The sequence below is a fragment of the Marinomonas lutimaris genome (assembly GCF_019426345.1).
GTDB classification, from domain to species: Bacteria; Pseudomonadota; Gammaproteobacteria; order Pseudomonadales; family Marinomonadaceae; genus Marinomonas; species Marinomonas lutimaris.
Genome location: NZ_JAHLLW010000022.1, coordinates 1 through 25297 on the forward strand (window position 1 = coordinate 1; position 25297 = coordinate 25297).

The window sequence follows — 25297 nt, forward strand, 5'->3', positions numbered from 1 at the left end:
TGTTGTAGACGCGAGCAAACCAAACACCACCGCTCGACACTATCGTTTGACCTCGCTCTTGGTGTTTGCTTTGCTCGTATAAATTAGCTTTTTGATGTTTTAACGTTATGGCGCTACAATGTCAAAACTCCAAAAGTCGTCGAGGTGTAACATGAGTAATTTATCAAAACGTTCAACTGTCTACTTTGAGCCTGCTATCCATCAAGCGTTAAAAATGCGAGCGGCATCATCCGATGTTTCTATTTCAGAACTAATTGATGAAGCGGTTCGTTTGTTTATGAGAGAAGATCAAGAAGACCTTGCTGCCATATCAGAACGAGTAAATGAGCCAGAAGTGACTTATGAAGTTTTTCTAAACGAGCTGAAAGCTAATGGCAAAATATAAAATTTCTTTCAAAAAGTCGGTCAGCAAAGATTTTAAGAATATCCCTAAAAAAGACGTACCCAAAATACTTCAAAAAATTGAAAGTCTAGCTGATAACCCAAGAGCAGAAGGCTGCATCAAGCTATCGGGTTTAGATAATTATCGTGTAAGACAAGGCTTATATCGGATCATCTATCAGATAAGAGATGACGTATTGATCATAAACGTGATTAAAGTTGCACATAGATCTTCCGTATACAAAAACAATTAGCTTTGTTCTTGGCGTCCGCCTTACTCCACATCAACCTTATAAGTTATTGATTTAACATTTTTTGTAGGTCGTGGCTTTAGCCCGACAACGTAATTATTCTCTTATGCTTTATAAGATTTGGTCGAGGGGGCTATTTGTTCCTGCAAAATGTTCACCGATAACATGGGTATAAATTTGTGTGGTTGATACGTCATTGTGACCTAACAACTCTTGAACCGTTCTTATGTCTCTACCAGCCATTAATAAATGCGTTGCGAAAGAATGGCGAAAGGTGTGGCAATTTACTCTTTTCTCATTAACTCCGGCGTCATTGACGGCTTTTTTTAATGACTTACGAGGCACTGACTCATGTAAATGATGCCTGCATAATTCACCCGTTAAAGGGTGCGGGCAAATTGATGTAGAGGGAAATAAAAACATCCAACTTAATTGACGAAATGCATTTGGGTACTTTCTAGATAGCGCAAATGGCAATGAAGGGCCATAACCCTTAGCGTTGTCATCATATTGGATTTTCTGAGCAAAGGCTTTTTGTTTGTTTAAAGGTTCGGCTAACTTACGACTGAGGATAGTAGTTCTGTCTTTATTGCCCTTGCTACAACGAACAATCAAACTACCTTGATCTAAATTAATATCTTGAATTCGAATGCGTAAGCATTCGCTAATTCTAAGGCCAGAACCATACAGTAACGAAAATATTAAGTGGTCCCGTTCATTCATACAGCCTAGTATGTTTTGAATTTCATTGGCAGCTAAAACAATAGGTAAACGCCGTCCTTGTTTAGCATGCTGGAATCCTAAATCACCCAATGGTTGATTTAGCAATTTGTTATATAAAAAGGCGAGGGCATTGAGGGCCGATTTTTGTGTATTAATTGCAACATTTTTCTCAACCGCCAAAAACGATAAAAACGTTCTTACCTCTTCCGCGCCCATGTTTTGAGGATGCTGTAGCTTATGGAATCGAATAAAATATTTGATCCAATATAGATATGATTTTTCTGTTTTTAAGCTATAGCCACGAAGACGTAGTTCATGGCGGATAAAATTGAGAAAAGGGCTGGAAGACATCGCACATTCCTTGTGGATAATTGATAAAAACTGTACAAATATACAGTTTATTTTTGGGATTGCCAATTTCTGGCTTGTTTTGTCTGAAAAAGAATCAAAAAAGTGCGTGTTTTTACTGGTGGCTGGTTAGAAAGTCTTTTAGTATCAATGAATAAGAATATCCGCAACAGAAATAACGCGCTGTGGATAAAAAGAATAGTGCGCACGCTCGTTTTTCCAGTTTTCACTTTTGTGAATAGCTTTATAAAACTTCTATTATTCAATTTTTTATAAAGTTTTTTGGGCAGTTTTGAAATTGTCTAAACGAGCATGCGCACTATTAAAATGTTATGTGCCTGGGAAGGTGAGATAGATGGCGTACACACCAGCTACGATTCTCAAGAAATGGACTAACGACGTGCCCGATGGCGAGCTATACGAAGCCTATGTCACTAAAAAAGGTTACGTCACTTCAGCGGTAGGCAGATTTTCGCATTCTTCTGGTGCCACTACCGTCAGCGTCAGGGAGTTTTTATCAGGCTCAATGCAAGACTTGGTAGCTGATACCATGGGACGGCAAGTACTAAACGAAATGCTGGAGTTCATCAGTGGCCTCAGCACATAACAATCGCAGGCACAGCGACGGCTTTTTCATACCGGCTGCGCCTCCATTTCAAAGCCGCGCGAGCTGCGGGCGTTATGCGGCTTCAGTAACTTCAAGGAAGTATGATGATCAAAAAATGGAGTGATATTGACACTCACGACAGGAGTAACCTCTTATTGGGAAATGGCTTCAGCATTGGTATTAGTTCTAACTTCAGATATGACTCTCTGTTAAAGGTTGTCGATGACAAAAAAATTGGTATGTACCCCCATGCCAGAGATTTATTCAATGAACACAAAATTGGCACAACAAACTTTGAAGAAGTTTTAAGGGTTATCTATCATGCTTACCTCGTGAACTTCTGGAATGTCGATGCGATTAAAACACTATATTTTAATGTACGAAAATCTCTCATAGAAGCTGTTAACTGCGCTCATGTAGATTACGAAAGTGTAGATGTTCAGGGTGTAGAGTCAGTCTTATCAAGTTACAGAAACATTTTCACTACTAATTATGACCTAATACCTTACTGGTCAATCATGAGTAGTAACTTTTCTGGTTATTGTGATTACTTTTGGAATGATGGTTGCTCATTTAGCCCTCGAAATACTGAAATATGGGGAAGTGAAACTCCGATTCACTATTTGCATGGTGCAATCCATTTAAGGACGCAGCCTGATTGTGTTACAACTAAGGTTAGAGCAACAGGGGAAACATCAATTAAAAATATTATTGGTGAAACAGATTTGAAAAACATTCCTCTTTTTATATCTGAAGGTAAGTCAGAAGTAAAACTACGAAGAATCCGCGAAAATGACTATTTGAGCTTCTGTTATAACAAATTAATGAATCTAGATGGTGATTTGCTTGTTTTTGGACATGGTTTAGATAAAGAGTATGATGAGCATATCTTGAAGGCTATAAAATCAAGCAAAGTGAAGAAGCTTGCTATAAGTGTGTTTTCTGGCATGACTAAAGAAGATAAAGATGTATTTGTTAGCAACGTAAATGCATTTTTTGCTGGGTCAAGTATTGAAATAGATTATTTCGAATCGAACACCCATCCATTATCTCTGCGGAATCCCGCATAACAAGTGCTTCAACCAAGGACGCAAAACAGCTGGCTTGCGCTCCTTCTATAGAAGCTACAGACAAAAAGCTTTCTATTTATTGTTAGGATTGTTTCTTGGCAGTTTAGTTACTGCATTTGATGGTTCAAAGATAATTTTTTCATTTGAGATTACCGGTCTTGCCTTACTAGTAAGTATGATCGGGACCATTATATTTTGGTCATTGTACGTTGCAATGAAGTCACATAGAGAAGAATTCTTTGCAGTATCCGGTGTTGGTACTTTTGTTTTAATTGTTGTCTTAGCTTTTGGGACTATTTCTCCTCCATCAAATGAGAGGGCAAGGTTAACAATTTCTGAACTAAGTCAGTTATCAGAAATATCATTAACTCAAGGTAATTATGAGCGTGCAATTAAACATCAAGAAGCTGTGTTATCAAAACTTAAAAAGAATGATGTGCGATATATCGCGGTGAAAGAAAAAATTGAAAAAATAAAGTTACTTCAAGTAGATGGCATTTAACAAGCGCATTAATTCTGACGTCACATATTGTCCGATTTTTTGCTTAAAAGACAATGACGCAAAAAAGCGTCCAACATGCTCAGCAGCTTATGCGGGCGTTATACACAAGGAAGGTCATGAAGTATTTCCATAGAGTCGTTTTTTACTCGCTCCTAGTTTCATCATTAGTTTGGGCTTGCTTTGCGCTAAAGACCAACCCATTTTCGCTTTTATATAATTTTGAGTTTATTGAGTCAGTTAAATTTATATACATACTGGGTGGTACGGCTGTATTTTGGCCGATTTTCTATGTCGAAATAATGGACTACTTAATATCTTCCTTTGGGCGGAATGGAAAGCTTTATAAAACCTATGCTAACAGTATAAAAAAAGACATTGTCGTAAGTTTTGTCGCAGCATTAATACTTGGAAGTATCTACTGGTTAGATCTCGTTAAATACAATTTCTCTGGGATAGATCTTGGCTACGTAGGGTTTCCGTTTCTAATTTATTCAATTTATACACTATTTCAAATCATGAAGATTAAAGTGGCAGGAAAACCTGTTAGAAAATTACCCATAATTGTCATGTTTGTTGTTATCGCCATATTTACTATTCTAGCTTATTCCACTTTGGTTAAAAATTCTTCAGGGGAGTATGAAGCATATCAAGCCATATGGTTTCAGTTGACAATCTTGTTTGCATCTTTCTTTATCTTTACTAGCGTTAGCTTTCAAAAGCATTCATTAGAAAAAGGTAAAGTTGAACTATCTCAGTTCAAAAAATACTTTTTTAGTCAAGTGATAAGGTCAAAAAATAGACTATATGAGAGCCTTGAAGAGCCTTTAATCAAGATGAATGAAAAGACTCTACAAGAAAAGGCAAAGTACTCTTCATCACTTCGAAAAAAAGGTAAAAAGTGAGCATGTGTATAACAAATCAATTAACTACGCCCCTGCGGGGCCGGACGCAGCAAAGCTGCGCCGGTTATTGAGGCGTTAGAATACAACCCAACTCTGTCTATATAAATCACAACCCTGCAACAAGGGCACTCCACCAAGCGCCCTTGCTCCCGCCCCAAAAAAATCACTTCCAAACCGGCTTTCTCACTTCATGATCCACATCCGCAGCCGTTAGGCCAATATCTTTCAGTTGTGCTTCGTTTAGGTGGCTCAGTCGGCTTCTTGTACGCCAGTTGTGAGCTATTTTTGCTAGGCGTTGTTTCCATGTGTTTTCTTTTAGTTTAGCTAATGCGTTTTTGCAGCTAGAAGTTATGTCTCGTTGGTTGTTTTCGTGGTTGTTCATTTCTTCTGATGTGCAGTTTTTCATGTAGATATCCTTTTCTTTGTTAATTGGTTTGTTTGCTTTATGGTCAAATAATCGGCTTTTAATTGCGGTGCGACAAACGAGAAAAAGTGTTTTATAGTTAAGAAAATCTTACTTATAAAAGGTGCCTTTCATGTCTTCTAATCGAGCTTTGCCGCCGCTTAAATCTTTGCAAGCGTTTCGTTATGCGGCGCAGTCGTTGAGCTTTAAGAAGGCGGCGGAGTCGCTTTTTGTGACGCAGGCGGCTGTGAGCCAGCAGATCAAAACTTTGGAGCAGGCGTTGAGCGTTGAGTTGTTTGAACGACACACTCGCCAAGTGGTGCTGACGTCGGAAGGGCAGTATCTGTTTGAATACGTTGAGAAGGCGTTTGGTTTATTAGAAGAGGGTGTGAAGGGTATTACGGAAGATCCGAACCCCAATACTTTGGTGATTAGTTCGGTGCCGTCGTTTTCGAGCCGTTGGTTGGTGTCGCGTTTGGGTGGGTTTCAAGCTAAAGAGCCAGAGATTAATCTTCGTCTGAGTCCGAGTATTGAGTTGTCGACGTTTGCGGACAGTGATTTGGATTTGTGTATTCGCTTGGGTCGAGGTGAATACGCAGGGCTAAAGTCGCAATTATTATTTCAAGAGCATTTAGTATTGGTGTGTCATCCGTCGATGATTCATATGGATGAACCGATTAAAGAGCAGTTGATCAATATTCCGATTATTACCGATACTGGACCTGATGTTGCGCATGTGTGGCCTGTGTTGCAGAGTTTTTTGGATCTTTACGATATGCCGATGAAGTCGCATTTGCATGTGGCGGATTCGACTTCCTTGGTGGAGGCGTTGTTGTCTCGACAAGGTCTGGCGATGATGCGTTATGGTTTGGTGTATGAGCAGATCGAGAAAGGTCAGCTTATTTGTCCGCTGCCTATTTATATGAAGTCCCAGTATGACTTTTATCTTGTGGCGCCTGCGCCGCATTTTAAGTACCAGAAAGTGATGACGTTCAAGCGCTGGATTGAGGGCGAGGTGAAGGTAATTGATTTGTCTTGGAAGACGTATTTGAAGAATAATCCTGACATGGAAGAGGTTAAGATTTAATTTCTATCGCTCATGTTGGTTATATTTTATTGCTGATGTTGTCGACTTTTTGCTTTATGAAATAGACAAGTCCTTTTTGTTTTTCCTTCCGTTTTTTATCAAATAATCAATTGATTATGCCTTCCATCATTGCTCAATTACGTTTTTTTAATCGCGATAAAATCTTATAAATCAGCGTGATAGTTCTTATTTTTTGCATATTTTTCGATGTTTTTATTCTGCGGCACAGTCATTGCTATGACTTATTTGACCATATTTGTTGGTTCAAACAATAAAAATAAAAGGAAACAATTGTATGTCAGATAATAAGTTGATTAATCAGTCTATCTCGCGTCGTCATTTTATCAAAGGCGCAAGCACCATTGCTGGGGGAAGTATTGTTTCTCTTGGTTTGATGGGTACTCAGTCCATTTTTGCAAATCCAGATAACATTATTCGTATTGGTTATGTTGTGCCTCGGTCCGGTCCGCTTGGTGTGTTTGGGCAAGGGGATGAGTTTTTGCTTGCACAGATTAATAAGCAGTTTGCCAATGGATTAAATATTGAGGGCAAGCAATACGCGGTTGAGATTTTGGTTGGGGATACGCAGTCGAGTTCGATTCGCGCTAGTCAGGTGGCGAAAGATCTGATTAATGGAAATAACGTAGATTTGATGTTGACGTCTTCGACACCAGAAACAGTCAATCCTGTTGCTGATGCTTGTGAAGCGGCTGGTGTGCCTTGTTTGTCGACCACAGCGCCATGGGAAAGTTTCTATTTTGGCCGAGGAGCTAAACCGGGTGAGCCTTCGCCGTTTAAATGGACGTACCATTTTTGTTTCGGGGTGGCCGATTTTGCCAAGTTGTATATTGATCAATGGAGCAAGGTCGAAACCAATAAGCGTGTCGGTGTGTTGTTGCCCAATGATGCTGACGGTAATGCCATTCGAGGCTTGCTGTTACCTAGCTTGGAAAAAGCTGGATTTACTATTGTTGACGCGGGGCCTTATGAAAATGGCACCAGTGATTTTTCTCAACAAATTAATTTGTTTAAAAAAGAGCAATGCGAGATTTTTAATACCTTTCCTTTCCCACCTGATTTTCCTGTTTTCTGGCGTCAAGCTGCACAGAAAGGTTATGCACAACAGGTGAAAATTGCTCAGTTAGCCAAAGCGGGTTTGTTTCCTGCAGAGCTCGAATCGTTAGGGCGCTTAGGTTACGGCCTTCATGCTGGTGCCTATTGGCACAAAGATTTTCCATTCTTTTCTAAATCCACGGGGATGTCTTGTCCTGAAATTGCTGCGGGTTTTGAAAGCGCTGCCGGTAAGCAGTGGAATCAGCAAGTAGGTGCAAATGCTGCATTGTTTGATGCGGCGGTTGAGTCACTGATTGCATCGAGAACGCCGAAAGACAAGGTGGCTTTAGCAATGGCTATTTCCCAGTTAAAGACAGAAACAGCCGTTGGTATTGTGGATTTTACTTCTGGTCCGGTGCCGAACTGTGCGACGACAGGTTTGGTCGGCGTGCAGTGGGTGAAATCTAAATCCGGTCCATGGGAATTTGATCTTCCTATTGTGTCGAATGCGGATCATCCGTTTGTACAGCTTACTGGTCAGATGACTCCTTACAAAATAGGGGGTTAATGATGACGATTCTTTCGACGCCGATCATAACCGGAATCGGGATAGATAAGCATTACGGTGCATTTCAAGTCCTGCATGAGGTGGATTTTTCTGTGAATAAGGGTGAAGCCGTCGGTATTGTCGGACCAAATGGCGCGGGTAAAACCACGCTGTTTGGTGTGTTGTCTGGAGCGACAACGCCTTCTGCTGGTTCGGTGATTTATCAAGGTGAAAACATTACGACTATCAATGCTGCTCAGCGTTGTCATGCTGGTATTGCCAGAACGCATCAGGTGCCTAGGCCATTTTTAGGTATGACGGTGTTTGAGAATTTACTGACAGCTGCGAACAATGGCGCAGGTCTGTCTGGTGATGACGCCGAAAAGTATGCGGTGAAGGCTTTGCAACAAACTGGTATTGCTCACCTGGCGAATCGGCCTACGGCAGCTCTGGGCTTATTGGATAGAAAACGCTTGGAGCTTGCCCGTGCCTTGGCGACGTCGCCTAAGGTGTTGTTGTTGGATGAAATTGGCGGTGGTTTGACGGAAGGCGAGTTGCATCAATTAGTCGCGCTGATTAGCGAGTTAAAAGCAGAAGGCCTGACGATTATTTGGATCGAGCATATTTTGCACGCTTTGCTGAAAGTGATTGACCGCTTGGTTTGCATGAGTGAAGGCCGAGTGATTGCGGAGGGAGTTCCTAGTGATGTGATGAATAATCCAGACGTGATGAAAGCCTACCTTGGTTCAGAATTGGAGGAGGCAATATGAGTGCTTTGGTTGTTGATCGGTTAGTGGCGAAGCATGGTTTGCTAACTGCGGTGAGAGATGTGTCATTTTCTGTTGAGCAAGGAGAGGTTTTATCTGTGGTCGGTGCCAATGGCGCTGGTAAAACCACGTTATTTCGCACCTTAAGTGGTGTCCATTCGGTTGATTCTGGTTCAATTTTGCTTAATGACGATGATGTTTCTGAGTTGCCTGCTTACCAGCGAGTGGAGAAAGGTTTGGCTATGGTGCCAGAAGGTCGTCGTTTGTTTGTCGATATGACAGTGCGAGAAAACTTACAAATAGCTGGTGAACATGGACGTTCTGGTTCGTGGTCGTTGGATAAGGTGGTGGCGGCTTTGCCTGCTTTAGAGCCGATTCTAAATAAAGTCTCGGGTGGTTTGTCTGGCGGTCAGCGTCAGGCGGTAGCGATTGGTCGAGCGCTTATGTGTAATCCGTCGGTGTTGTTGTTAGATGAAGTGTCTCTTGGTTTATCTCCGATTGCGGTGGAAGGCTTGTACCAGTCTTTAGAACTGCTGAAGAAAAGTCAGGAAACAACCATGATCATTGTCGAGCAAGACTTGAATAGAGCCATTCGATTCTCTGATCATTTGTTGTGTTTATTAGAAGGCAAGGTGGCGCTATCTGGGCGTTCGGATGAACTGTCACACGCAGATATTACTAAGGCGTATTTTGGCTTGGAAGAGGAGGTGCTGAATGCTTGATTCTCTGATTCAAGGTCTTTTGTTAGGCGGCTATTACGCCATGTTGGCAGCTGGTTTATCGTTGATGTTTGGTGTGGCGAAGTTTATTAATTTGGCCCACGGCGATTTGGCAATTCTCGGTGCCTATTTGGTTCTGTTTGGTGTGGATCAATTAGGATTTTCTCCTTGGTTGGCGGTATTGCTGTCTTTGCCTGTGATGGCGTTGCTTGGTTGGCTCCTGCAAAAGTTTCTTTTTACGCGGACGCAAGCGGCGGGTTTTTTATTGCCTCTGTTGGTGACCTTTGGGCTAGGCGCGGTGTTGCAAAATGGCTTGTTCGGCGTGTTTGGCTCCGATACGCGTTCTTTGGCAAATTACATTGGCGATTTGTCTTGGGATAGTTGGCAGATTACCGATGAGTTAAGTGTCGGAAAGTTGCCCGTTACGACCTTTGCTATTGCGATTTTAGTACTGTCAGGCTTGCAGTTAATGCTCAGCTTTACACGCCTTGGGCGAGCTATTCGAGCGACGGCAAGTGATCCAGAGGCGGCAGAACTAAATGGTATTAACTCTCATGCTGTTCATCGTTCAGTAGCGGCGATTGCAATGGTGTTAACGGCATTGGCAGGTTCGTTATTGGCAATGCGAGCTCAGATAACGCCATACGATGGTCCGATGCAGTTAATCTTTGCGTTTGAGGCTGTGGTCATTGGTGGTATCGGTTCGTTGTGGGGAACCTTGGTTGGCGGCATTGTGTTGGGTATTTCTCAAAGTTTGGGTGCCACGCTGATCTCCTCTCAATGGTTTCAACTTACTGGGCATTTGGTGTTTCTTGCCGTTTTGAGTGTGCGTTTCTATGGAACCATTGCTCACCAACGAGGTGGCTGGTGGATGTTGATTAAACAGCTCGCCGGGCCGATGACTGGTTGGTTATCACAAGGTTCTATTAAAGCAAAAGCCACGAAAACAAGAATAAAAAATGGGTGATTAAATATGAAGCAATTTTCACGAGAGACTCCTGAGCGTTTTACTACAGAACGTTGGTATCAAGTAGGGCGACCTGCTCTGTTAATTGGCGTGCTTTTGTTGGTGGTGTTAGCGACGGTGCCATTTTGGAGTAGTGGTTTGGTGGTCGATAAGTTGACTACCCTGTTTGTCTATATCTTGTTAGCTGTGATGTGGAATTTATTGGCGGGCTACGCAGGATTGGTGTCTGTTGGTCAGCAGGCATTCTTTGGTTTGGGTGCTTATTTTGCACTGCGTCTGGTGGAAATGGGTATGTCACCTTATCCGGCTTTTTTTGTCGGTGCATTGGGCTGTGCTGTTATCGCGCTTTTTATCTCGGTGTTTGCGCTGAAATTTAAAGACGGTGAGTTTGCCATAGCTATGTGGGTGACGGCGGAAGTGATTCGGATATTGGTGATGTTTGATCCTATTGTTCAGGGTGAAACAGGTACGTCTTTGTTGGCAATGAATCAATATGAACCAGAATTTCGCCGCAATAGTAATTTCTGGTTTGGCTTGGTTGCTATGGCAGGTATGTTGGGGCTGGTTTTGTGGTTAATCAACAGCCGTATAGGTGCCGCGGCGCAAGCTATTCGTGACGATGAAGAAGCCGCTAACTCGGTGGGGATTCGTGTGATGCGAGTGAGACAAATTATTTTTGTTGTGGCAGCGTTTGGTTGCGCTTTGGCTGGTGCTATTTGGTTAGCCAGCGCAGTGACCTTTCAACCACGAACCTATTTTGGTGTGCAGTGGACTGTTTTTATGCTGTTTATGGTGCTGGTTGGCGGGTTGAAAACCTTTGAGGGCCCAATTATTGGTGCAATTGTGTTCTTTTTATTGCAGGAATTTTTAGGGGTGTATGGCGTTTGGTATTTGGCTGGGTTAGGTGTGGTGGCGATTCTTTTTGCTTTGTGTGTACCAAATGGTATTTGGGGGGAATTAGAGCAACGTCGCGGTTTAAGGCTTTTGCCAACTGGAGTGATGCTTAAATTACAGACAAAAGATTGATTTACTCCCCTTAACTTAACAGATATGGCGTGTTCGAGTTGAGGGGCTTTTTTATTCTACTATTATTTTTTAGGAAAAAAGCGGCGAATTTGTTACAGTCTGTCGTTAGTTAAAAATAAGGTAGCACCTCTGTATTATGCCCATTAGAAATTCATTCGGTTCATTGCCTACTTTTGCAGTTGAACCTGACCAATTCCATGTCCTGCAATCTGCCCTTAGTTTTCGAGAGTATTTGTTAGAAGCGATCAATAACGCGACGTCTAGGATCTATCTTGTTGCGCTTTATCTTGAAAACGATGAAGCGGGCAGGGAGGTTTTAGCGGCGGCCTATGAAGCCAAGCAGCGTAATCCTGAGTTAGATATTGTTATTTGTGTGGATTGGCATCGTGCTCAGCGCGGTTTGATCGGCGCAGAAAAAGCCAAAGGCAACGCCGCTATGTATCAGGCGTTTGCTGAAAAATATGAGCATGCGATTCCTGTTTATGGTGTGCCGGTTCGTAATCGTGAAGTATTTGGTGTTTTGCATTTAAAAGGCTTTGTTATTGACGATACGGTGATTTACAGCGGTGCGAGTTTAAATAACGTTTATCTACATTATCTGGATCGCTATCGATTTGATCGTTATCATGTTATTCATAATCCATCGCTGGCTGACAGCATGGCGGGGTTCATTCGTAACGATATGATCGAAAATCCTGCGGTGAATAATCTTGCTGAAATGGATTTGCCTTCAACGAAAGAGCTTAAACCTACGATTCGACAGTTTAGAATTTCGCTGGGAAAGTCATCTTATGGGGGCGAAAAGCAAGCGGTAGGCGTTCAACAAGTGGCTGTGACGCCCATGGTTGGTGTAGGTAAGCGTCACAATGTACTCAACCAAAAAATCATCACGTTGTTGGCTGATGCGAAACAAGAGATTGTACTTTGTACGCCTTATTTCAATTTGCCTAAGGTGGTGTTGAGAGAAGTTAAGCGCGCTATTAAGCGCGGCGTGAAGGTTCATATCGTGGTTGGTGATAAAACCGCCAACGATTTTTATATTGCGCCAGATCAGCCTTTTAAAGCCATTGGTGGTTTGCCGTATTTGTACGAGATGAATTTGCGCAAGTTTGCTCACGCTAATGAACGTTATATTGCATCGGGTGGTTTGTCGATTCACTTATGGAAGCACGACAATAATAGCTATCACCTAAAAGGGCTCTGGATAGATCGTCGTACTATGTTGTTAACGGGCAATAATGTTAACCCTAGAGCCTGGGCGCTTGATTTGGAAAACGGTTTGTTAATTGAAGATCCAAAGCAGCATTTGCTTGCTAAATTCACGGCTGAATTTGACAATATCTATCAGCATACACAGCGAATTTCATCTTATAGTCAACTTGAAACGATCCATGATTACCCAGATAAAATTCAAAGATTGTTGAAAAAAGTCATTCGTACACGAGCGGATAGATTGCTTAAGCGAATCTTGTAGATTTCTTGTTTTAAAATCAAAGGGTTGAATCTTTAAGTTTCAGCCCTTTTTTATTTGTTCTAAAGTTTTTTATGCTCAGTAAAAGTCCGTGTTATAAGCAAAAAAAAACGAATCCGAAGATTCGTTTTTGGTGTTTTTTGGTTTTTTGGTTTTGTGTTGCTGAGCCACTTAAAGCTATTTTATTTAGCTTTAAGGTTCTTTTGAACAGTATTTGAGTACCATTCTAAGAAATTGATGACGCCGAATTCGTAGGTTTCTGAGTATGGACCAGGTTGGTAGCCAATGGAGTTGATGCCTAGCTGGTTACGTTCGCCAAGTACCTTGTCTTGCTCGTTTGTTGCATCCCAGACTTTACGTAGGTTTTCAGTATCGTAATCAATACCTTCTACTGCGTCTTTGTGGACGAACCATTTGGTCGTAACAATGGTTTCTTGAGCGGAAACTGGTAATACACGGAATACGATGAAGTGGTCGGATTGCATGTGGTTCCAAGAGTTTGGCAAATGCAAAATACGCATGGAACCAAGCTCGCGGTTTTGAATACGACCAAGTGGTAATGAACTGGCGGAAGAGCCGTCCATTGTCATTACTTGGGTGCCTTTTTTCAGTGGCATGCGTACGATTCGGTTACGCTGTACTTCGCCAAAGCTTTTACTTTTGTGCGGAATGCCTTCTTCGTCCCATTTCGCTGCTTGAGCGTTGTAATGGTCGTGGAAGTCTTGTGGCGCGCGAGGGTCTTCGGTGTCGTCCCACTCTAGTAGTGTATTGAGTAGTTCAGGGTGACTGCCCGCACAGTGATAACATTCGCGGTTGTTTTCAAGTACTAGTTTCCAGTTAGCGCGTTCGTACATGGTGGATTCAACCGCTAATTTGGTGTTCTCCACGTCGTAGGGTTCCATGTATTCTTCAAGTGTCGACAAAAAGTCATCGAATCCGTCGTCAGGCGCAGTTTTACCTAAGCAAACAAAGATAAAGCCGCCAGCAGTTTTGCAAAATGCCGATTTTAGGCCATGTTGCTTCATGTCGAAGTCTTTATTCATTTCTGTGCCAGCAAACAATAAATTGCCTTTTAGATCGTAAGTCCATTGGTGATAAGGGCAAACGAGGTTGGCAACCTTGCCTCTATGTTCGGTACAAAGTATTGAGCCGCGGTGTCTACAGGTATTGTGAAAGGCGTTCACATTGCCTTCGCCATCCCGCAGGATCAGCACTGGGTTTTGCCCAATTTCGACGGTGATATAGTCGCCTTTTTTGGGGATCTCGCTGGTCATACCCACAAATAGCCATTCTTTTTGAAAGACTTCTTCCATGTCGATTCTAAACATGTGTGGGTCATTATAAAGCTGGGCGTCAAGTGAATAATTGCTAGGACGTTTTTCTAGCATATCTGTCATTGCTGTTTGGGCTTCATCTAAAGAAGCATGGCGTATATTTAGTAGGTCGTGTTGATTCATCTTTCTGGGCCTTAAATGACAAAAAGAGTGATGGAAAGCGTCTTTTAACTACGAGGCTATAGTCGCTTAATCAATAGGGAAGGAAATGACCATTAACGACAAGAGTTGATACATAAATCGACTCGCAATCGCTTGAGCTACCTAGCTTTGACTGCCATGAGCAACTAATTGTCGCGCAGAGTTAACTCGGATTGTTCAACTGGACCCAAAATGGCCCGAAATGGTGTCATTTTACTTTTAGGTACTCGACTTTAATTAAGAGATTTCAATATGACCAATTCTTCTTCTACAAATATGGTTAACGCTGATTACTTGGCGCCAGTTAATACTCAAACTTGGGTGAACGGACGTCACAATGTTCGTTGTGTGAAAGTGATTCATGAAACGTGGGATGTAAAAACATTCTGCTTTATGGCACAGCAACCGGTTATGTTCTTCTTTAAGCCAGGGCAATTTGTCACCTTGGAACTTGAGATTGAAGGCAAGCAAGTGATGCGCTCTTATACGATTTCGAGTTCACCTTCTGTTCCTTATAGCTTTTCTATTACGGTTAAACGTGTACCTGGCGGTCAAGTGTCCAATTGGTTACATGACAATATGATTATGGGGTCTGAGTTGGCCGTGCATGGTCCAGTTGGTCAATTTAACTGTATTGATTTTCCTGCTGAGAAAGTCTTAATGCTTTCTGGTGGTGTGGGTATCACTCCTGTGATGTCTATGGCACGTTGGTGGTTTGATACTAATGCGGATGTGGATATTACCTTTATTCACAGCGCGCGTTCTCCACGTGATGTTATTTATACTCGTGAACTTGATCATATGGCGGCGCGATTAGATAACTTCGGCCTGTATTTGATTGTTGAGCGCATGGAGAATGGCATGCCTTGGCAAGGCTATCGCGGCTATTTGGATGAAGCAAAACTGGATATGATCTCTCCCGATTTTATGGAAAGAGAAATCTTTTGCTGTGGTCCTGTGCCTTATATGAAAGCAGTGAAAAGCCTTCTTCAGTCAAGAGGCTTTGATATGAGCCGCTACCATGAAGAGTCGTTTGGTGCGACGCCTGTAAACGTGGTAGAAGAGGCGATTGAGCAAGCAGAAGTGGCTCAGGCGGAAGCTGATTCCGTTAATCAAGCTGATTTGATGAGAGTTGAATTTTCAAATAGCGGTAAGAGCATTCAAATTATGGCTGGTGAAACCTTACACAATGCCGCTGCAAGACTAGATTTAATGATCCCGAAAGCCTGTGGTATGGGGATTTGCGGTACATGCAAAGTACTTGTCAAAGAAGGCCAAACGCAAATGGATCATAATGGCGGGATTACAGATGAAGATGTTGAAGCTGGTTATGTTCTTTCTTGCTGTACCGTGCCTCAATCTGATGTGGTTATTGAATACTAAATTTTATGAAATAAAGTGTTCCTTAAAAAGGCACTTATGGTCTATATTGGTGCATGGCATGGTATTGATTTTAGTAAAAAAGGAAAGGGCTACATTTTCACTGTCTTAGTCCTAGATTTTTGTCTTTTACTGTGTGAATTGAGAACTTTGTGTTTCCTTAGAAAAATAAAAAAAAGTATGTTTTATCGATATTAATTAGGGTTATCTAGATAACTTGGTCTGGATCTTGCCTAGCAATATAGATGCGCATATATGAGGACATTAATATGGAAAATACCCCCCTAGCTTTCGATGCAAGAAGCACAACTAAAGTAGGTTTTCTGTTGCTCGATCATTTTACAATGATCGCGCTTGCTTCTTCTATAGAACCGCTGCGAATGGCTAACCAGTTGTCAGCAGAAGAGTTGTATAGTTGGAGCTTGATTTCTGAAAGTGGTCAGCCTGTCACGGCAAGTGATGGTTTAGTTTTGACCCCAGATTTGTCTATGGAAGAAAGTGGTGAGTTTGATTTGATTATTGTCGCTGGTGGCGTTGATATCACACGAACTTTTACCGCAAAGCAAGTTTCTTGGCTGATGAAACAATCGCGCAAAGGTGTTCAGCTTGGAGGTATTTGTACCGGCGCTTATGTCCTTGCTTATGCCGGTTTGCTAAATGGTTATCAATGTAGTGTGCATTGGGAATGTTTAACGGCTTTGCAAGAAGCCTTCCCAAAAGTTAATTGTAACAACAAGCTATTCTCCATAGATAAAGATCGTATGACGTCTTCTGGTGGCAGTGCGCCGATGGACATGTTTTTAAACATGATGACCAAGCAGCACGGCCCTAAATTATCCAATGCCATTTCCGATATGTTTATTTGCGATCGTATTCGTAATGAATCCGATCAGCAGCGCATGCCAATGCGTCAGTTTAATAGTGCAGGAGTTTGCACGCCGAAGCTGGTGGATGTGATCGAGTTAATGGAAAACAACTTGGAAGAACCTATTGAGCTAGATGAATTGGCGACTTTTGTTGACGTGTCTCGTCGTCAAATTGAGCGTATGTTTCATCGCCATTTAGATTGTTCACCATCACGCTTTTATTTACGTTTACGACTCGAACGAGCGCGTAAATTGTTAAAGCAATCGAATATGTCGATTGTAGAAATCTCCATGGCGTGTGGATTTATATCGACGCCGCATTTTAGTCGCTGCTATCGCAAACACATTGGTGTCTCTCCTCGTGATGAGCGAAAAATTGCATGGAAAGGTGAAACCTCTGAGGCTCTGAAAGCTGAAAAAGGTGATTCGATTGTCTATATTCCCCATGCCCATGATGCGTTAAATCATTCGCATACTGAGCCGAGTTATGGGTCGGTTGCTGTGTAAAACTGCTAACTCTTTCTGATAAAAGCCTGAGTTTTATTAGTGATAATACGACTTGGGCTTTTTTGTGTGATTGTTTTTTTGATAAAACGTGATAGCAAAATAAAAGAAACGCATTTTTATTTATTTGTATTGATTTCCTTTTGTTAGTACAACTAGTCAGGGCGACAAGTTAGAGCAAAGTGCATTGTTAGCCCGATGGATGACAAGATAACAATAAAAGGAGACCTCCATGAAACCTTCCATTAGTCTTTTGGCGTTACTCGCTTTGTCTTATCAAGCGTCGGCCCAAGGCCTTTCTTTAAGTGAAAGTGAAGACCGTTATTTGCTTGATAATGGTTTAATTCAACTAACTTTATCTAAACAAGGTGATTCTCTATCTTTGATTAAAGACGGGGAGAACCTTGTCAAAAAACTGAGTGGTGTGAGCCGAGATCCGAATAAAACGCGTAGTTTCTATTTGGATTATCACACTGGAGTTTCAGGTGGCGCGACGAATTTTATCGCAGCATCTAGCGAAGTGCTCGAGAACAGTGATGAGCAAATTCATCTGCGTTTTGACGGTAAATCAAGCGATCATATTTTATTGGAATATCATTACATTTTGCGCCCAGGTGTTAGTGGTGTTTACAATTATGTTGTCGCGAAAAATCAACATGACTCTGTTACGCGATTAGCTGAGTTGCGTACGGTTTATCGTTTTGATTCTGCTTTAATGCCGCATCTTTATAATGGTGAAACGCTCGCTACACCACCAAGCTATGCATCTTTAGAAAACAGTGAGTTTGTGCAAGACGAAACTTGGCGTCTGTCTAATGGCGATGTTTATAGTAAATATGATTTGGTGAATTATCAGCGTGAAAGTAATTTGTGGGGAGTATTAGGCGAGAAATTTGGCGCGTGGGTTATTCCTGCTAGTCACGAATATTATTCAGGGGATTTGCTAAATCAAGAGTTACTGGTTCATCAAGATGCTATTGCGCTTAATTATTTAACTGGCGCTCATCTTGGTTCTCCTGATTTGCAAGCTCCTCCAGGGTGGCAAAAAATATACGGCCCTTGGTTAGTCTATGTGAATAAGGCAGTAACCCCCCAACAACTTATTAAAAATGCTCAGCAGCGAGCTTCTATAGAGCAAGCTAAATGGCCTTATGACTGGCTAAAAGACACTCGATATGAGCACCAACGGGCTTCTTTGAAGGGGAATGTGAAAACTAAGGCTCCTGTGGTAGTTACTTTAAGTAACGATCCGAATGCAGAGTTCGATCAGCAGACTTTAGGCTATTTCTATTCATCTAAAACGAATGCTCAAGGTAATTATGCAATTGCCAATGTCGTGCCAGGTGATTATCGGCTTGCTGTGTATGCGACATCAGGCTCTCAAACAGGTATTTTGTATGAGAGCTCTGTCACCCTAAAAGCTGGAAGTCAGGTTAAGCCAATCGAGTTGCCTTTATCAACACAGACAAGGCTATGGCAAATAGGCCAAGCAAATCGTCGAGCGGATGAATTTAAGTTCGCAGGCGAGCCTCGAAATAATCGTTGGCAACACGAAACGCCTGTTAGTTTGATTTACGATATTGGGAAAAGTAATGAAAAAGAAGATTGGTACTATGCACAAACCAAACCGGGTATTTGGCAGGTAAACTTTGATTTAGATAAAGTGGCCGACGCTAAACTTAATATCGCGTTTGCTGCGGCGAGTAATAGTGGCATGGGGAAAGCGACGACGGCACCTAGGTTGCTTGTTCGACTTAATGGCAAGCTGCTCAAAGAAGTGCACTATGCTAATGATAAAGCTATTTATCGAAGTGCGATGCAAAGCGGACGTTATCATGCAGAGACACTGGATGTTCCTGCTGAGCATTTAAAGAACCAAGGTAATCAGCTTGAGTTTGAAGTGCTTGGCGGGGCGTTTATGTATGACGTGATCAGTTTAAACCGCTAGATATATGCTATAAAAAAACACAAAGAAGCTTCGGCACCTTTGTGTTTTTCTTGTCTCAATTCCTTAGAGTTCGTCGTTCTATCAATTGCCATTATTGAGAAGGTTGGCAATACAGCAGTATTTCCCTATCGGTTTTGTCTCTTTCACCGCATGACCAGTTTGAATACACAGTATGATCATTCGCCGCTTGAACGATGAAAAATGCTTTGCTCTGTGTTGGTAGCCAAGAGTTTACATCGGTTGAGCGCTGTTTTGCCTTACCTGATGAATAGTATTGGCCAGAGAAAGGGCGTTTATGCAGATAAAATAAATCGCTTTGTGTGGCTTCTGGTTGTTGTTTCCAAACCGCAAGTATTTTGTCTTCTGAGCGTTTTGGCACTAAATCGAAATGTAACACGCTGATTAGTACAATAAGCAAAAATGGCGTGATGAAGCCGACTTTATAGAGCCAGCTTTGTAATGGTCTTTGGCTATGAAGATGCACCAATAATAATGCCATGGCTGGCAGTGCTGGCATCACGTAGCTGGCTAAAATATTGCCCGAAAAGCTGAATAAAATCATCGGCGACAACATCCAAAATAACAAGAAAGTGCCGAATCCATCTGAACTTTCTTCAACGTCTTTGTCGTCTTTTATCGTGCGAATCCATTGCCAGATGACAAGTGGGCTCCAAGGCAACATAGACATCAAGGCGTAAAACCAAATAGTGCCGCGAGTTCTTTCATGCGCACTGCCATATAAGTCACCCTGCCAGCCACTGACGATGAAGCGTTTAATATGTTCACCAACGATGAAGTAATCTAGAAACCCCGGTGTTTTGTATTCCGCAATGGCATACCAAGGCACGCAAATAACAAGAAACAGTAAGGTGCCAACTCCCCAAGGTAAAGTGTTCCATAGTTTTTTCCAGCGGCCGTTAGGGAGCAGCCAAATAGTCAAACTTATGCCAATCAATACAATTGCTAATGGGCCTTTTGACAGCATGCCTAATGCTAAACCAACAAAAAACAAATAGCCCCAGATCTTGCCTTTGTTGCTCCATGCTTGCCAGAAGCTAATCATACTTAGAGCAATAGAAAAGGTGAGGGCCGTATCTGTCATTACCGCGCCACTTAAGACAATAAATGAGACGGTAGATGCTAAGATGCTGGCAGCAAAAAATCCCATGCTTGATGATTGGAAATGATCTTTTGCCAGTTTATAAACTAACCCAATCACTCCTAACCCAACGATGAGATGAGGTACGCGAGCAGCGAATTCATTGACGCCAAATAGATTGAATCCAAGGCTGCTTAACCAAGTGAAAATGGGCGGTTTTCCCCAAAATGGCACATTGTAGTCAAACATTGGCGTGATCCAGTTGCCAGTTTCGAACATGATGCGCGCCATTTCACCGTAACGCGCTTCGGTGGTGTCCATCAATGGGTAGAGGGATAAAGAAAGAAAGCGCAATACTAAGCAGCTAATCAACAATGTGATCAGCAGTTTTGCAGGCGGCAATGAGAAGGTCGGTTGTTGCATTATTCAGAGTCCGAGTATTTGAAAGTGGGCTTTGTCATAGCATCTTCCATGAGTACATACAAAGGTCGTTGTTTGGATTCAATGAACAATCGACCAACGTATTCGCCCAGCACTCCAATAGATAAGAGCTGAATGCCACCTAAAAATAGTACGACGAGTATTGTCGATGGGTAACCAGCAACAGGGTCACCCCAAACGATGGTTTTGGTGAAAATAACCAGAGCCATAATAAAAGCGATAGCTGACGTGGTTAGGCCAGCCATGGTTGCCCAGCGTAATGGTTTGGTGCTGAATGAGGTAATGCCTTCCAGAGCTAAATGAATGAGTTTTGGGTAGTTCCACTTGGTATCACCAGCCAAACGGGGGGCGCGGTCAAAGGTGAGGACTTTGCGAGTAAAGCCAGGCCAAGCAAGTAAGCCTTTCATAAAGCGGGTTCTTTCTGGCAAGGTGTTAATAACCTTGACGACTTTTTGATCCATTAGGCGAAAGTCACCGACGTTTTCGGTAATCGGGTGATCGCTAATTTTGGACATAAAGCGATAGAAACAATGTGCTGTGGTGCGTTTTAACCAACTTTCTCCGTGACGCTCGCGACGTTGCATCTCGACGACTTGAGCGCCATCTTGCCATGCTTGTACCATCGCAGAAATATATTCAGGTGGATCTTGTAAATCCGCGTCAAGTAGAATGACACAGCGGCCTGATGCGGCTTTCATTCCCGCGCTCATTGCCGCTTCTTTGCCAAAATTTCGGCTTAATCGTAAGCTGCGTATTTGATGTAAAGGGTGCTTAAAATGACTCACTAATTCCCAGCTGTTGTCACTACTACCGTCATCAATGTAGATGACTTCACAATGCTGCTGTAGTTTAGAAAGTGCCTCACAGACACGTAGGTGGCAAACAGCCAATACATCCGCTTCATTTAAAAAGGGGATAATTACGGATACCAAAGGTTGTGCCTTGACTGCTGGTTCCTTTGCCGCGGATTCAACGTTCGCGTATTGTCTATATGGAATGGCGCTCATGATGTTCTCCTGAATACGGAAAAATTCGTTGAGTACATCCTAATAAAAGTGGTGTCGCAAAAAGGTGATTCACTTTTTTTTCATGCTTTTATGTGACAATTCAGCTTTATTAGCCCACTCTTTTTTTACAGCACTTTTTTATAGCGCTTTTTGATAATTGAGAAAAATATGAAATTACTATTAGTAGAAGATCACAAAGATATTGCTGGTGTAATCTTTGATTACTTTGAAATCAAAGATTACGTATTAGATTACGCGAACAATGGTTTACAAGGGTATGAGTTAGCAAAAGCCGAACATTATGATGCCATTATTTTAGATGTTATGTTGCCTAAAATGGACGGATTAACGGTATGTAAATCATTGCGTGAAGCTGGCATTGATACACCTATATTAATGCTCACGGCCCGCGACACTAAAGATGATATTTTGACGGGTTTTGACCATTTAGCTGACGATTATTTAGTGAAGCCTTTTGATTTGGAAATCCTTGATTCTCGATTGCAAGCCTTAGTAAGAAGACGAAAAGGCAGTGTGGCCAATCGGACGTTAACCTTCGGTAATTTATCTTTGGATATGAATACGCGAGTGTTGCAGCGTGAAGGTGGCCGTTACTCTTTAAATCCTTCTCAATACACCATTTTAAAATGCCTTATTCAAAAAGCGCCTGATGTGGTATCAAAAGATGAAATTTGCGATGCCTTATGGGGTGATGAAGAGCCTGATAGCAAAGTATTACGCAGTCATATTTATCAATTACGTAGTTTGATTGATCGACCTTTTGAGCATGCTTATTTAAGAACTGTCTCTAAGGTGGGTTATCGTCTTGTTGCTGAAGGTGATGAATGAAACAAATTAAATCCGCGAAACAGCTTACCTTCACTTATTTTTCGATTGTAGCATTCGCTATTATTGCATTTCATTTTTCTATGTTTACGTCGATGATCGAAAATATAGAAATGATCTATGCTGAAAATCGTATGTTAAAAGATAAAAATACAGCTATCTCTTTACTGGATGGCACTCAGTTAACTCATGTTTCTGTGCCGCCTTTTTCTGAAGTCTATGTGGGGAAAGAAAACTTACCGTCTGGGGTGGTTCTTGCTGAGAATACTAAAGACGATAAGCCTTATGAATTAGACAAAGAATCAGATACGACGCTAGAAATGTTTTCCATGCATTCTAAAGCTATGCTGAATGGTGAGTTAAAAGATATTTATGTGATTCATTACGACGAGATTTATGAAATCTCTGAAGAGCAGATGTTTGAAACACAAAGTACTCAGCTAGTGTTGTCTCTGTTGTTATTGATCGTCAGTTTGTGGGTGGTCATGCGAATATCTGATCGTTTAACCAAGCCGCTTGCCCAACTTTCTAAAAGTCTTGGTGATAGAACGCCTGCCAATTTGTCTGCGATTGAATTGCCAGAAGGGGCGGCAACACGTGAAATCCGTCATCTGGTTGATCGATTAAATAGTTACCAAAATCAAATTCGAGAATTGATTCAGCGAGAGAGAGCTTTTAACCGCTATGCGAGTCATGAGTTACGCACGCCTCTTATGGTCATGAAAGGCGCGACAACCTTGATAGGCAAATCTGATTCTAAAGAATTTTTAGAGCGTCAACGAGTGCGCATGGTTCAAGCTTGCCAAGAGATGGAAGACTACATCGCGACTCTGTTGTCTCTGACTCGTGATGAAGATTTGGCTGCGATTACTTCACGGGTTGTGCAAGATAACGAATTTGAAGATATTCGACAAATGCATTTGGGCTACTTAACTGGCAAGTCTGTCACAGTTGATATTGTAAAAAACGGTGAAGTTATTACCAAGTTACCTGTTCCTACTTTTCATATTTTAGTGGGGAATCTGCTGAAAAATGCCATGGCTTGCACCGAAGAAGGCTATGTGAATATCGTGGTATCTGAAAATGAGTTGTCTATTGTTGATACAGGTTGCGGTTTGAGCGGCAAACCGGGTGGTGAAAGTTATGGTTTAGGATTGATGATAGTGCGCGATATTTGCGCTAAGTATCATTGTTCTTTCTCTTTGAGTGATAATTTGTCGATAGACAGTGGCGCGCCAGGGTGTACGGCGAAAGTAATTTTTCCAAGTGGTGCATAAGTTTTTCTGAGAATATATATTGAAAAAGTGAATGGGTTAGAACCGATATCAGCATAAATCAATCAAGTTTATAGATGCTATCATGTACGTATTGGTAACATGATTTCTTGATGGAGAAACATAATGAGCTCATCAATTTTAAAACGAATTCCCCTTCAGATGTTCTGGCCAACATTTGATCCTTTTTTATTTTGTGCTTTTCATAACGACACTTATCCAAAAGCAAATGCTTCTATGGGCCCTGATGTATCGTTAAATAATCGTCCTTTGGGACAAGATTTTGGCGGTATTGATGGCTGGCGTATGTACCACGGTAAAAGCATCCCAGGGTTTCCTGCTCACCCGCATCGCGGTTTTGAAACGGTAACCATTGTCAATAAAGGCTTTGTTGATCATGCCGATTCTATTGGTGCGGCTGGCCGTTATGGGGAGGGCGATACTCAGTGGATGACGGCAGGCGAAGGTGTTCAGCATTCTGAGATGTTTCCTTTGCTAAACGAAGATGGTCCTAATCCCTTGGAATTGTTTCAAATTTGGCTAAATTTACCAAGCAAAAATAAAATGGTACCACCGCATTTCACTATGCTTTGGAATGAAGATACGCCTGTGGTACAGGTTGCCGACAGTAAAGGTCTGGAAACTCAAGTTAAGGTGGTTGCTGGCACGTTTCAAAATGTTGATCCTTCACCTTGTCCGCCTAATTCATGGGCGGCGGATAGTAAAAACGACGTTGCTATTTGGTTGATTGATTTGCCAGAAAATGGTGAATGGACCTTGCCTGCAGCGGCAGCTAATTTGAGCCGTACTTTGTACTTTTTTGAAGGTGAGAAGGTCACGTTAGATGGTGTAAATGTCTCTATTAATGAAGCTTTTGTCTTGAAAAGTGATTCGGCTTTGGTATTGCGTAATCAGGGTGAAAAAGCCAGATTCTTGTTGTTGCAAGGCCGCCCAATCGGTGAGCATGTTGAACAACATGGTCCGTTTGTTATGAATACGCGTGCCGAGTTACAGCAAGCGTTTGAAGATTACCAGCGTACGCAATTTGGCGGTTGGCCTTGGCCGCGCCATGATCAAGTGCATGATAAATCGAAAGGGCGTTTTGCAGAGCATGGTGCTGAAGAAGCCTAAGTTGGCAACATTGATTTTGTGGCAGTTTAAAATTTCGCGGGAGAAAATATCCAGAAACGTGAGAAAACGTAATTGAGCATCATGCCAATTAAAATGCCAGGGATCATGGCTAGATAAGGCCATAAAAGACTCAGTGTGGAGTTAGGTGTGGCTGGTGGTTGAGACATGAGTACTAAGTAACATCCCCAGTTGGGCACAAAAGCAATAGCAGAGCTGCCGAGAAATTGTATCCATTGCAGAGCGGTAGCTTTTTTGTTTGTGCTTGTTATTTGAGCTTTTGATTCGGTAAAGGTAATAGTTCTATTCCACCACCAATTTGAGCTTGCCGCTACCCAAAATGCGATGCCTCTTGCGACAAGGTGCGGCAACCAAAAGGAAAGCAGCAGCATACAGGTAAGGTCGACCAAAAAACCAGCACCACCCACGATGGCAAAGCGTACAAAAGTATGTTTGAAAATTGAGTTCATAATGGCATTCTAAACAAGGTAATATCAAAAAAAGA

At 42.0% G+C, this 25297-nt stretch carries 25 protein-coding genes; 19 read left to right on the top strand and 6 right to left on the bottom strand.

Features of this window, described 5'->3' with window-relative positions:
* Positions 1 to 151: 151 nt before the first annotated feature.
* Together KPL72_RS18330 and KPL72_RS18335 are read left to right on the top strand one after the other, a co-directional pair.
* Entirely contained in the window at positions 152 to 385 is a 234-nt protein-coding gene (locus tag KPL72_RS18330; protein WP_219703987.1) for a ribbon-helix-helix domain-containing protein, read from the top strand.
* Positions 372 to 635 (top strand): type II toxin-antitoxin system RelE family toxin, encoded by a 264-nt coding sequence (locus KPL72_RS18335; protein WP_219703988.1) that lies wholly within the window; start codon positions 372 to 374, stop codon positions 633 to 635. The genes KPL72_RS18330 and KPL72_RS18335 overlap by 14 nt, the downstream gene beginning before the upstream one ends.
* Positions 636 to 743: 108 nt before the next feature.
* Here KPL72_RS18335 and KPL72_RS18340 read toward each other — a convergent pair whose 3' ends face one another.
* A complete protein-coding gene (locus KPL72_RS18340; protein WP_219703989.1) occupies positions 744 to 1706 on the bottom strand; it encodes an integron integrase in 963 nt (320 codons plus the stop codon).
* Between the two features lie 352 nt (positions 1707 to 2058).
* On the opposite strand from KPL72_RS18340, the gene KPL72_RS18345 reads away from it, so the two are divergent.
* The 4 genes from KPL72_RS18345 (at position 2059) to KPL72_RS18360 (ending at position 4784) form a co-directional block, all read left to right on the top strand.
* Entirely contained in the window at positions 2059 to 2310 is a 252-nt protein-coding gene (locus KPL72_RS18345; protein WP_219703990.1) for a hypothetical protein, read from the top strand.
* A 104-nt stretch (positions 2311 to 2414) separates the two neighbouring features.
* Positions 2415 to 3380 carry a DUF4917 family protein gene (locus tag KPL72_RS18350; protein WP_219703991.1) on the top strand — a complete coding sequence of 322 codons (966 nt, stop codon included), beginning with the start codon at positions 2415 to 2417 and terminating at the stop codon, positions 3378 to 3380.
* Between the two features lie 79 nt (positions 3381 to 3459).
* Positions 3460 to 3882 carry a hypothetical protein gene (locus KPL72_RS18355; RefSeq protein ID WP_219703992.1) on the top strand — a complete coding sequence of 141 codons (423 nt, stop codon included), beginning with the start codon at positions 3460 to 3462 and terminating at the stop codon, positions 3880 to 3882.
* Positions 3883 to 3998: 116 nt separating this feature from the next.
* A complete protein-coding gene (locus KPL72_RS18360; RefSeq protein ID WP_219703993.1) occupies positions 3999 to 4784 on the top strand; it encodes a hypothetical protein in 786 nt (261 codons plus the stop codon).
* Positions 4785 to 4947: 163 nt separating this feature from the next.
* Here the strand turns inward: KPL72_RS18360 and KPL72_RS18365 are convergent, their stop codons facing one another.
* Positions 4948 to 5190, bottom strand: a complete 243-nt coding sequence (locus KPL72_RS18365; protein ID WP_219703994.1) for a DUF1127 domain-containing protein — start codon at positions 5188 to 5190, stop codon at positions 4948 to 4950.
* 130 nt (positions 5191 to 5320) lie between these two features.
* On the opposite strand from KPL72_RS18365, the gene KPL72_RS18370 reads away from it, so the two are divergent.
* The 7 genes from KPL72_RS18370 (at position 5321) to pssA (ending at position 12827) form a co-directional block, all read left to right on the top strand.
* Positions 5321 to 6274, top strand: a complete 954-nt coding sequence (locus KPL72_RS18370) for a LysR substrate-binding domain-containing protein (protein WP_219703995.1) — start codon at positions 5321 to 5323, stop codon at positions 6272 to 6274.
* Between the two features lie 295 nt (positions 6275 to 6569).
* Positions 6570 to 7895, top strand: a complete 1326-nt coding sequence (locus KPL72_RS18375; RefSeq protein WP_219703996.1) for an ABC transporter substrate-binding protein — start codon at positions 6570 to 6572, stop codon at positions 7893 to 7895.
* 2 nt (positions 7896 to 7897) lie between these two features.
* Complete coding sequence (locus KPL72_RS18380) at positions 7898 to 8644, top strand: ABC transporter ATP-binding protein (RefSeq protein WP_249422340.1); 747 nt, start codon at positions 7898 to 7900, stop codon at positions 8642 to 8644.
* On the top strand, positions 8641 to 9363 hold the full coding sequence (locus tag KPL72_RS18385) for an ABC transporter ATP-binding protein (RefSeq protein WP_219703997.1): 723 nt from the start codon (positions 8641 to 8643) through the stop codon (positions 9361 to 9363). The genes KPL72_RS18380 and KPL72_RS18385 overlap by 4 nt, the downstream gene beginning before the upstream one ends.
* Positions 9356 to 10327 carry a branched-chain amino acid ABC transporter permease gene (locus KPL72_RS18390; RefSeq protein WP_219703998.1) on the top strand — a complete coding sequence of 324 codons (972 nt, stop codon included), beginning with the start codon at positions 9356 to 9358 and terminating at the stop codon, positions 10325 to 10327. Before KPL72_RS18385 ends, KPL72_RS18390 begins: the two co-directional genes overlap by 8 nt.
* Before the next feature lie 6 nt (positions 10328 to 10333).
* Positions 10334 to 11353: a branched-chain amino acid ABC transporter permease gene (locus KPL72_RS18395; protein WP_219703999.1), complete on the top strand. Its 1020-nt coding sequence runs from the start codon at positions 10334 to 10336 to the stop codon at positions 11351 to 11353.
* 136 nt (positions 11354 to 11489) lie between these two features.
* Positions 11490 to 12827 (top strand): CDP-diacylglycerol--serine O-phosphatidyltransferase, encoded by a 1338-nt coding sequence (gene pssA, locus KPL72_RS18400; protein WP_219704000.1) that lies wholly within the window; start codon positions 11490 to 11492, stop codon positions 12825 to 12827.
* A gap of 179 nt (positions 12828 to 13006) precedes the next feature.
* Here pssA and KPL72_RS18405 read toward each other — a convergent pair whose 3' ends face one another.
* Complete coding sequence (locus KPL72_RS18405) at positions 13007 to 14281, bottom strand: aromatic ring-hydroxylating oxygenase subunit alpha (protein WP_212915612.1); 1275 nt, start codon at positions 14279 to 14281, stop codon at positions 13007 to 13009.
* A 270-nt stretch (positions 14282 to 14551) separates the two neighbouring features.
* Here KPL72_RS18405 and KPL72_RS18410 point away from each other — a divergent pair, with 270 nt between their 5' ends.
* The 3 genes from KPL72_RS18410 to KPL72_RS18420 all read left to right on the top strand — a co-directional run bounded on the left by KPL72_RS18410 (position 14552) and on the right by KPL72_RS18420 (position 18997).
* Positions 14552 to 15682, top strand: a complete 1131-nt coding sequence (locus KPL72_RS18410; protein WP_249411573.1) for an FAD-binding oxidoreductase — start codon at positions 14552 to 14554, stop codon at positions 15680 to 15682.
* A gap of 266 nt (positions 15683 to 15948) precedes the next feature.
* Complete coding sequence (gene gbdR / locus KPL72_RS18415; RefSeq protein WP_219704001.1) at positions 15949 to 17052, top strand: choline metabolism transcriptional regulator GbdR; 1104 nt, start codon at positions 15949 to 15951, stop codon at positions 17050 to 17052.
* Positions 17053 to 17281: 229 nt separating this feature from the next.
* Positions 17282 to 18997, top strand: coding sequence for a polysaccharide lyase family protein (locus KPL72_RS18420; protein WP_219704002.1), 1716 nt, complete (start codon positions 17282 to 17284; stop codon positions 18995 to 18997).
* Positions 18998 to 19088: 91 nt separating this feature from the next.
* On the opposite strand, the gene KPL72_RS18425 is transcribed toward KPL72_RS18420, so the two are convergent.
* Positions 19089 to 20519 (bottom strand): ArnT family glycosyltransferase, encoded by a 1431-nt coding sequence (locus KPL72_RS18425; RefSeq protein ID WP_219704003.1) that lies wholly within the window; start codon positions 20517 to 20519, stop codon positions 19089 to 19091.
* Entirely contained in the window at positions 20519 to 21544 is a 1026-nt protein-coding gene (locus KPL72_RS18430) for a glycosyltransferase family 2 protein (RefSeq protein WP_219704004.1), read from the bottom strand. Before KPL72_RS18430 ends, KPL72_RS18425 begins: the two co-directional genes overlap by 1 nt.
* A 168-nt stretch (positions 21545 to 21712) precedes the next feature.
* On the opposite strand from KPL72_RS18430, the gene KPL72_RS18435 reads away from it, so the two are divergent.
* The 3 genes from KPL72_RS18435 to KPL72_RS18445 all read left to right on the top strand — a co-directional run bounded on the left by KPL72_RS18435 (position 21713) and on the right by KPL72_RS18445 (position 24795).
* Positions 21713 to 22393: a response regulator transcription factor gene (locus KPL72_RS18435; protein WP_212915607.1), complete on the top strand. Its 681-nt coding sequence runs from the start codon at positions 21713 to 21715 to the stop codon at positions 22391 to 22393.
* A complete protein-coding gene (locus KPL72_RS18440; RefSeq protein ID WP_219704005.1) occupies positions 22390 to 23667 on the top strand; it encodes a sensor histidine kinase in 1278 nt (425 codons plus the stop codon). Before KPL72_RS18435 ends, KPL72_RS18440 begins: the two co-directional genes overlap by 4 nt.
* Before the next feature lie 123 nt (positions 23668 to 23790).
* Positions 23791 to 24795, top strand: coding sequence for a pirin family protein (locus tag KPL72_RS18445; RefSeq protein ID WP_219704006.1), 1005 nt, complete (start codon positions 23791 to 23793; stop codon positions 24793 to 24795).
* 26 nt (positions 24796 to 24821) lie between these two features.
* Here KPL72_RS18445 and KPL72_RS18450 read toward each other — a convergent pair whose 3' ends face one another.
* Positions 24822 to 25262 (bottom strand): GtrA family protein, encoded by a 441-nt coding sequence (locus KPL72_RS18450; RefSeq protein ID WP_212915604.1) that lies wholly within the window; start codon positions 25260 to 25262, stop codon positions 24822 to 24824.
* Between the last annotated feature and the right edge of the window lie 35 nt (positions 25263 to 25297).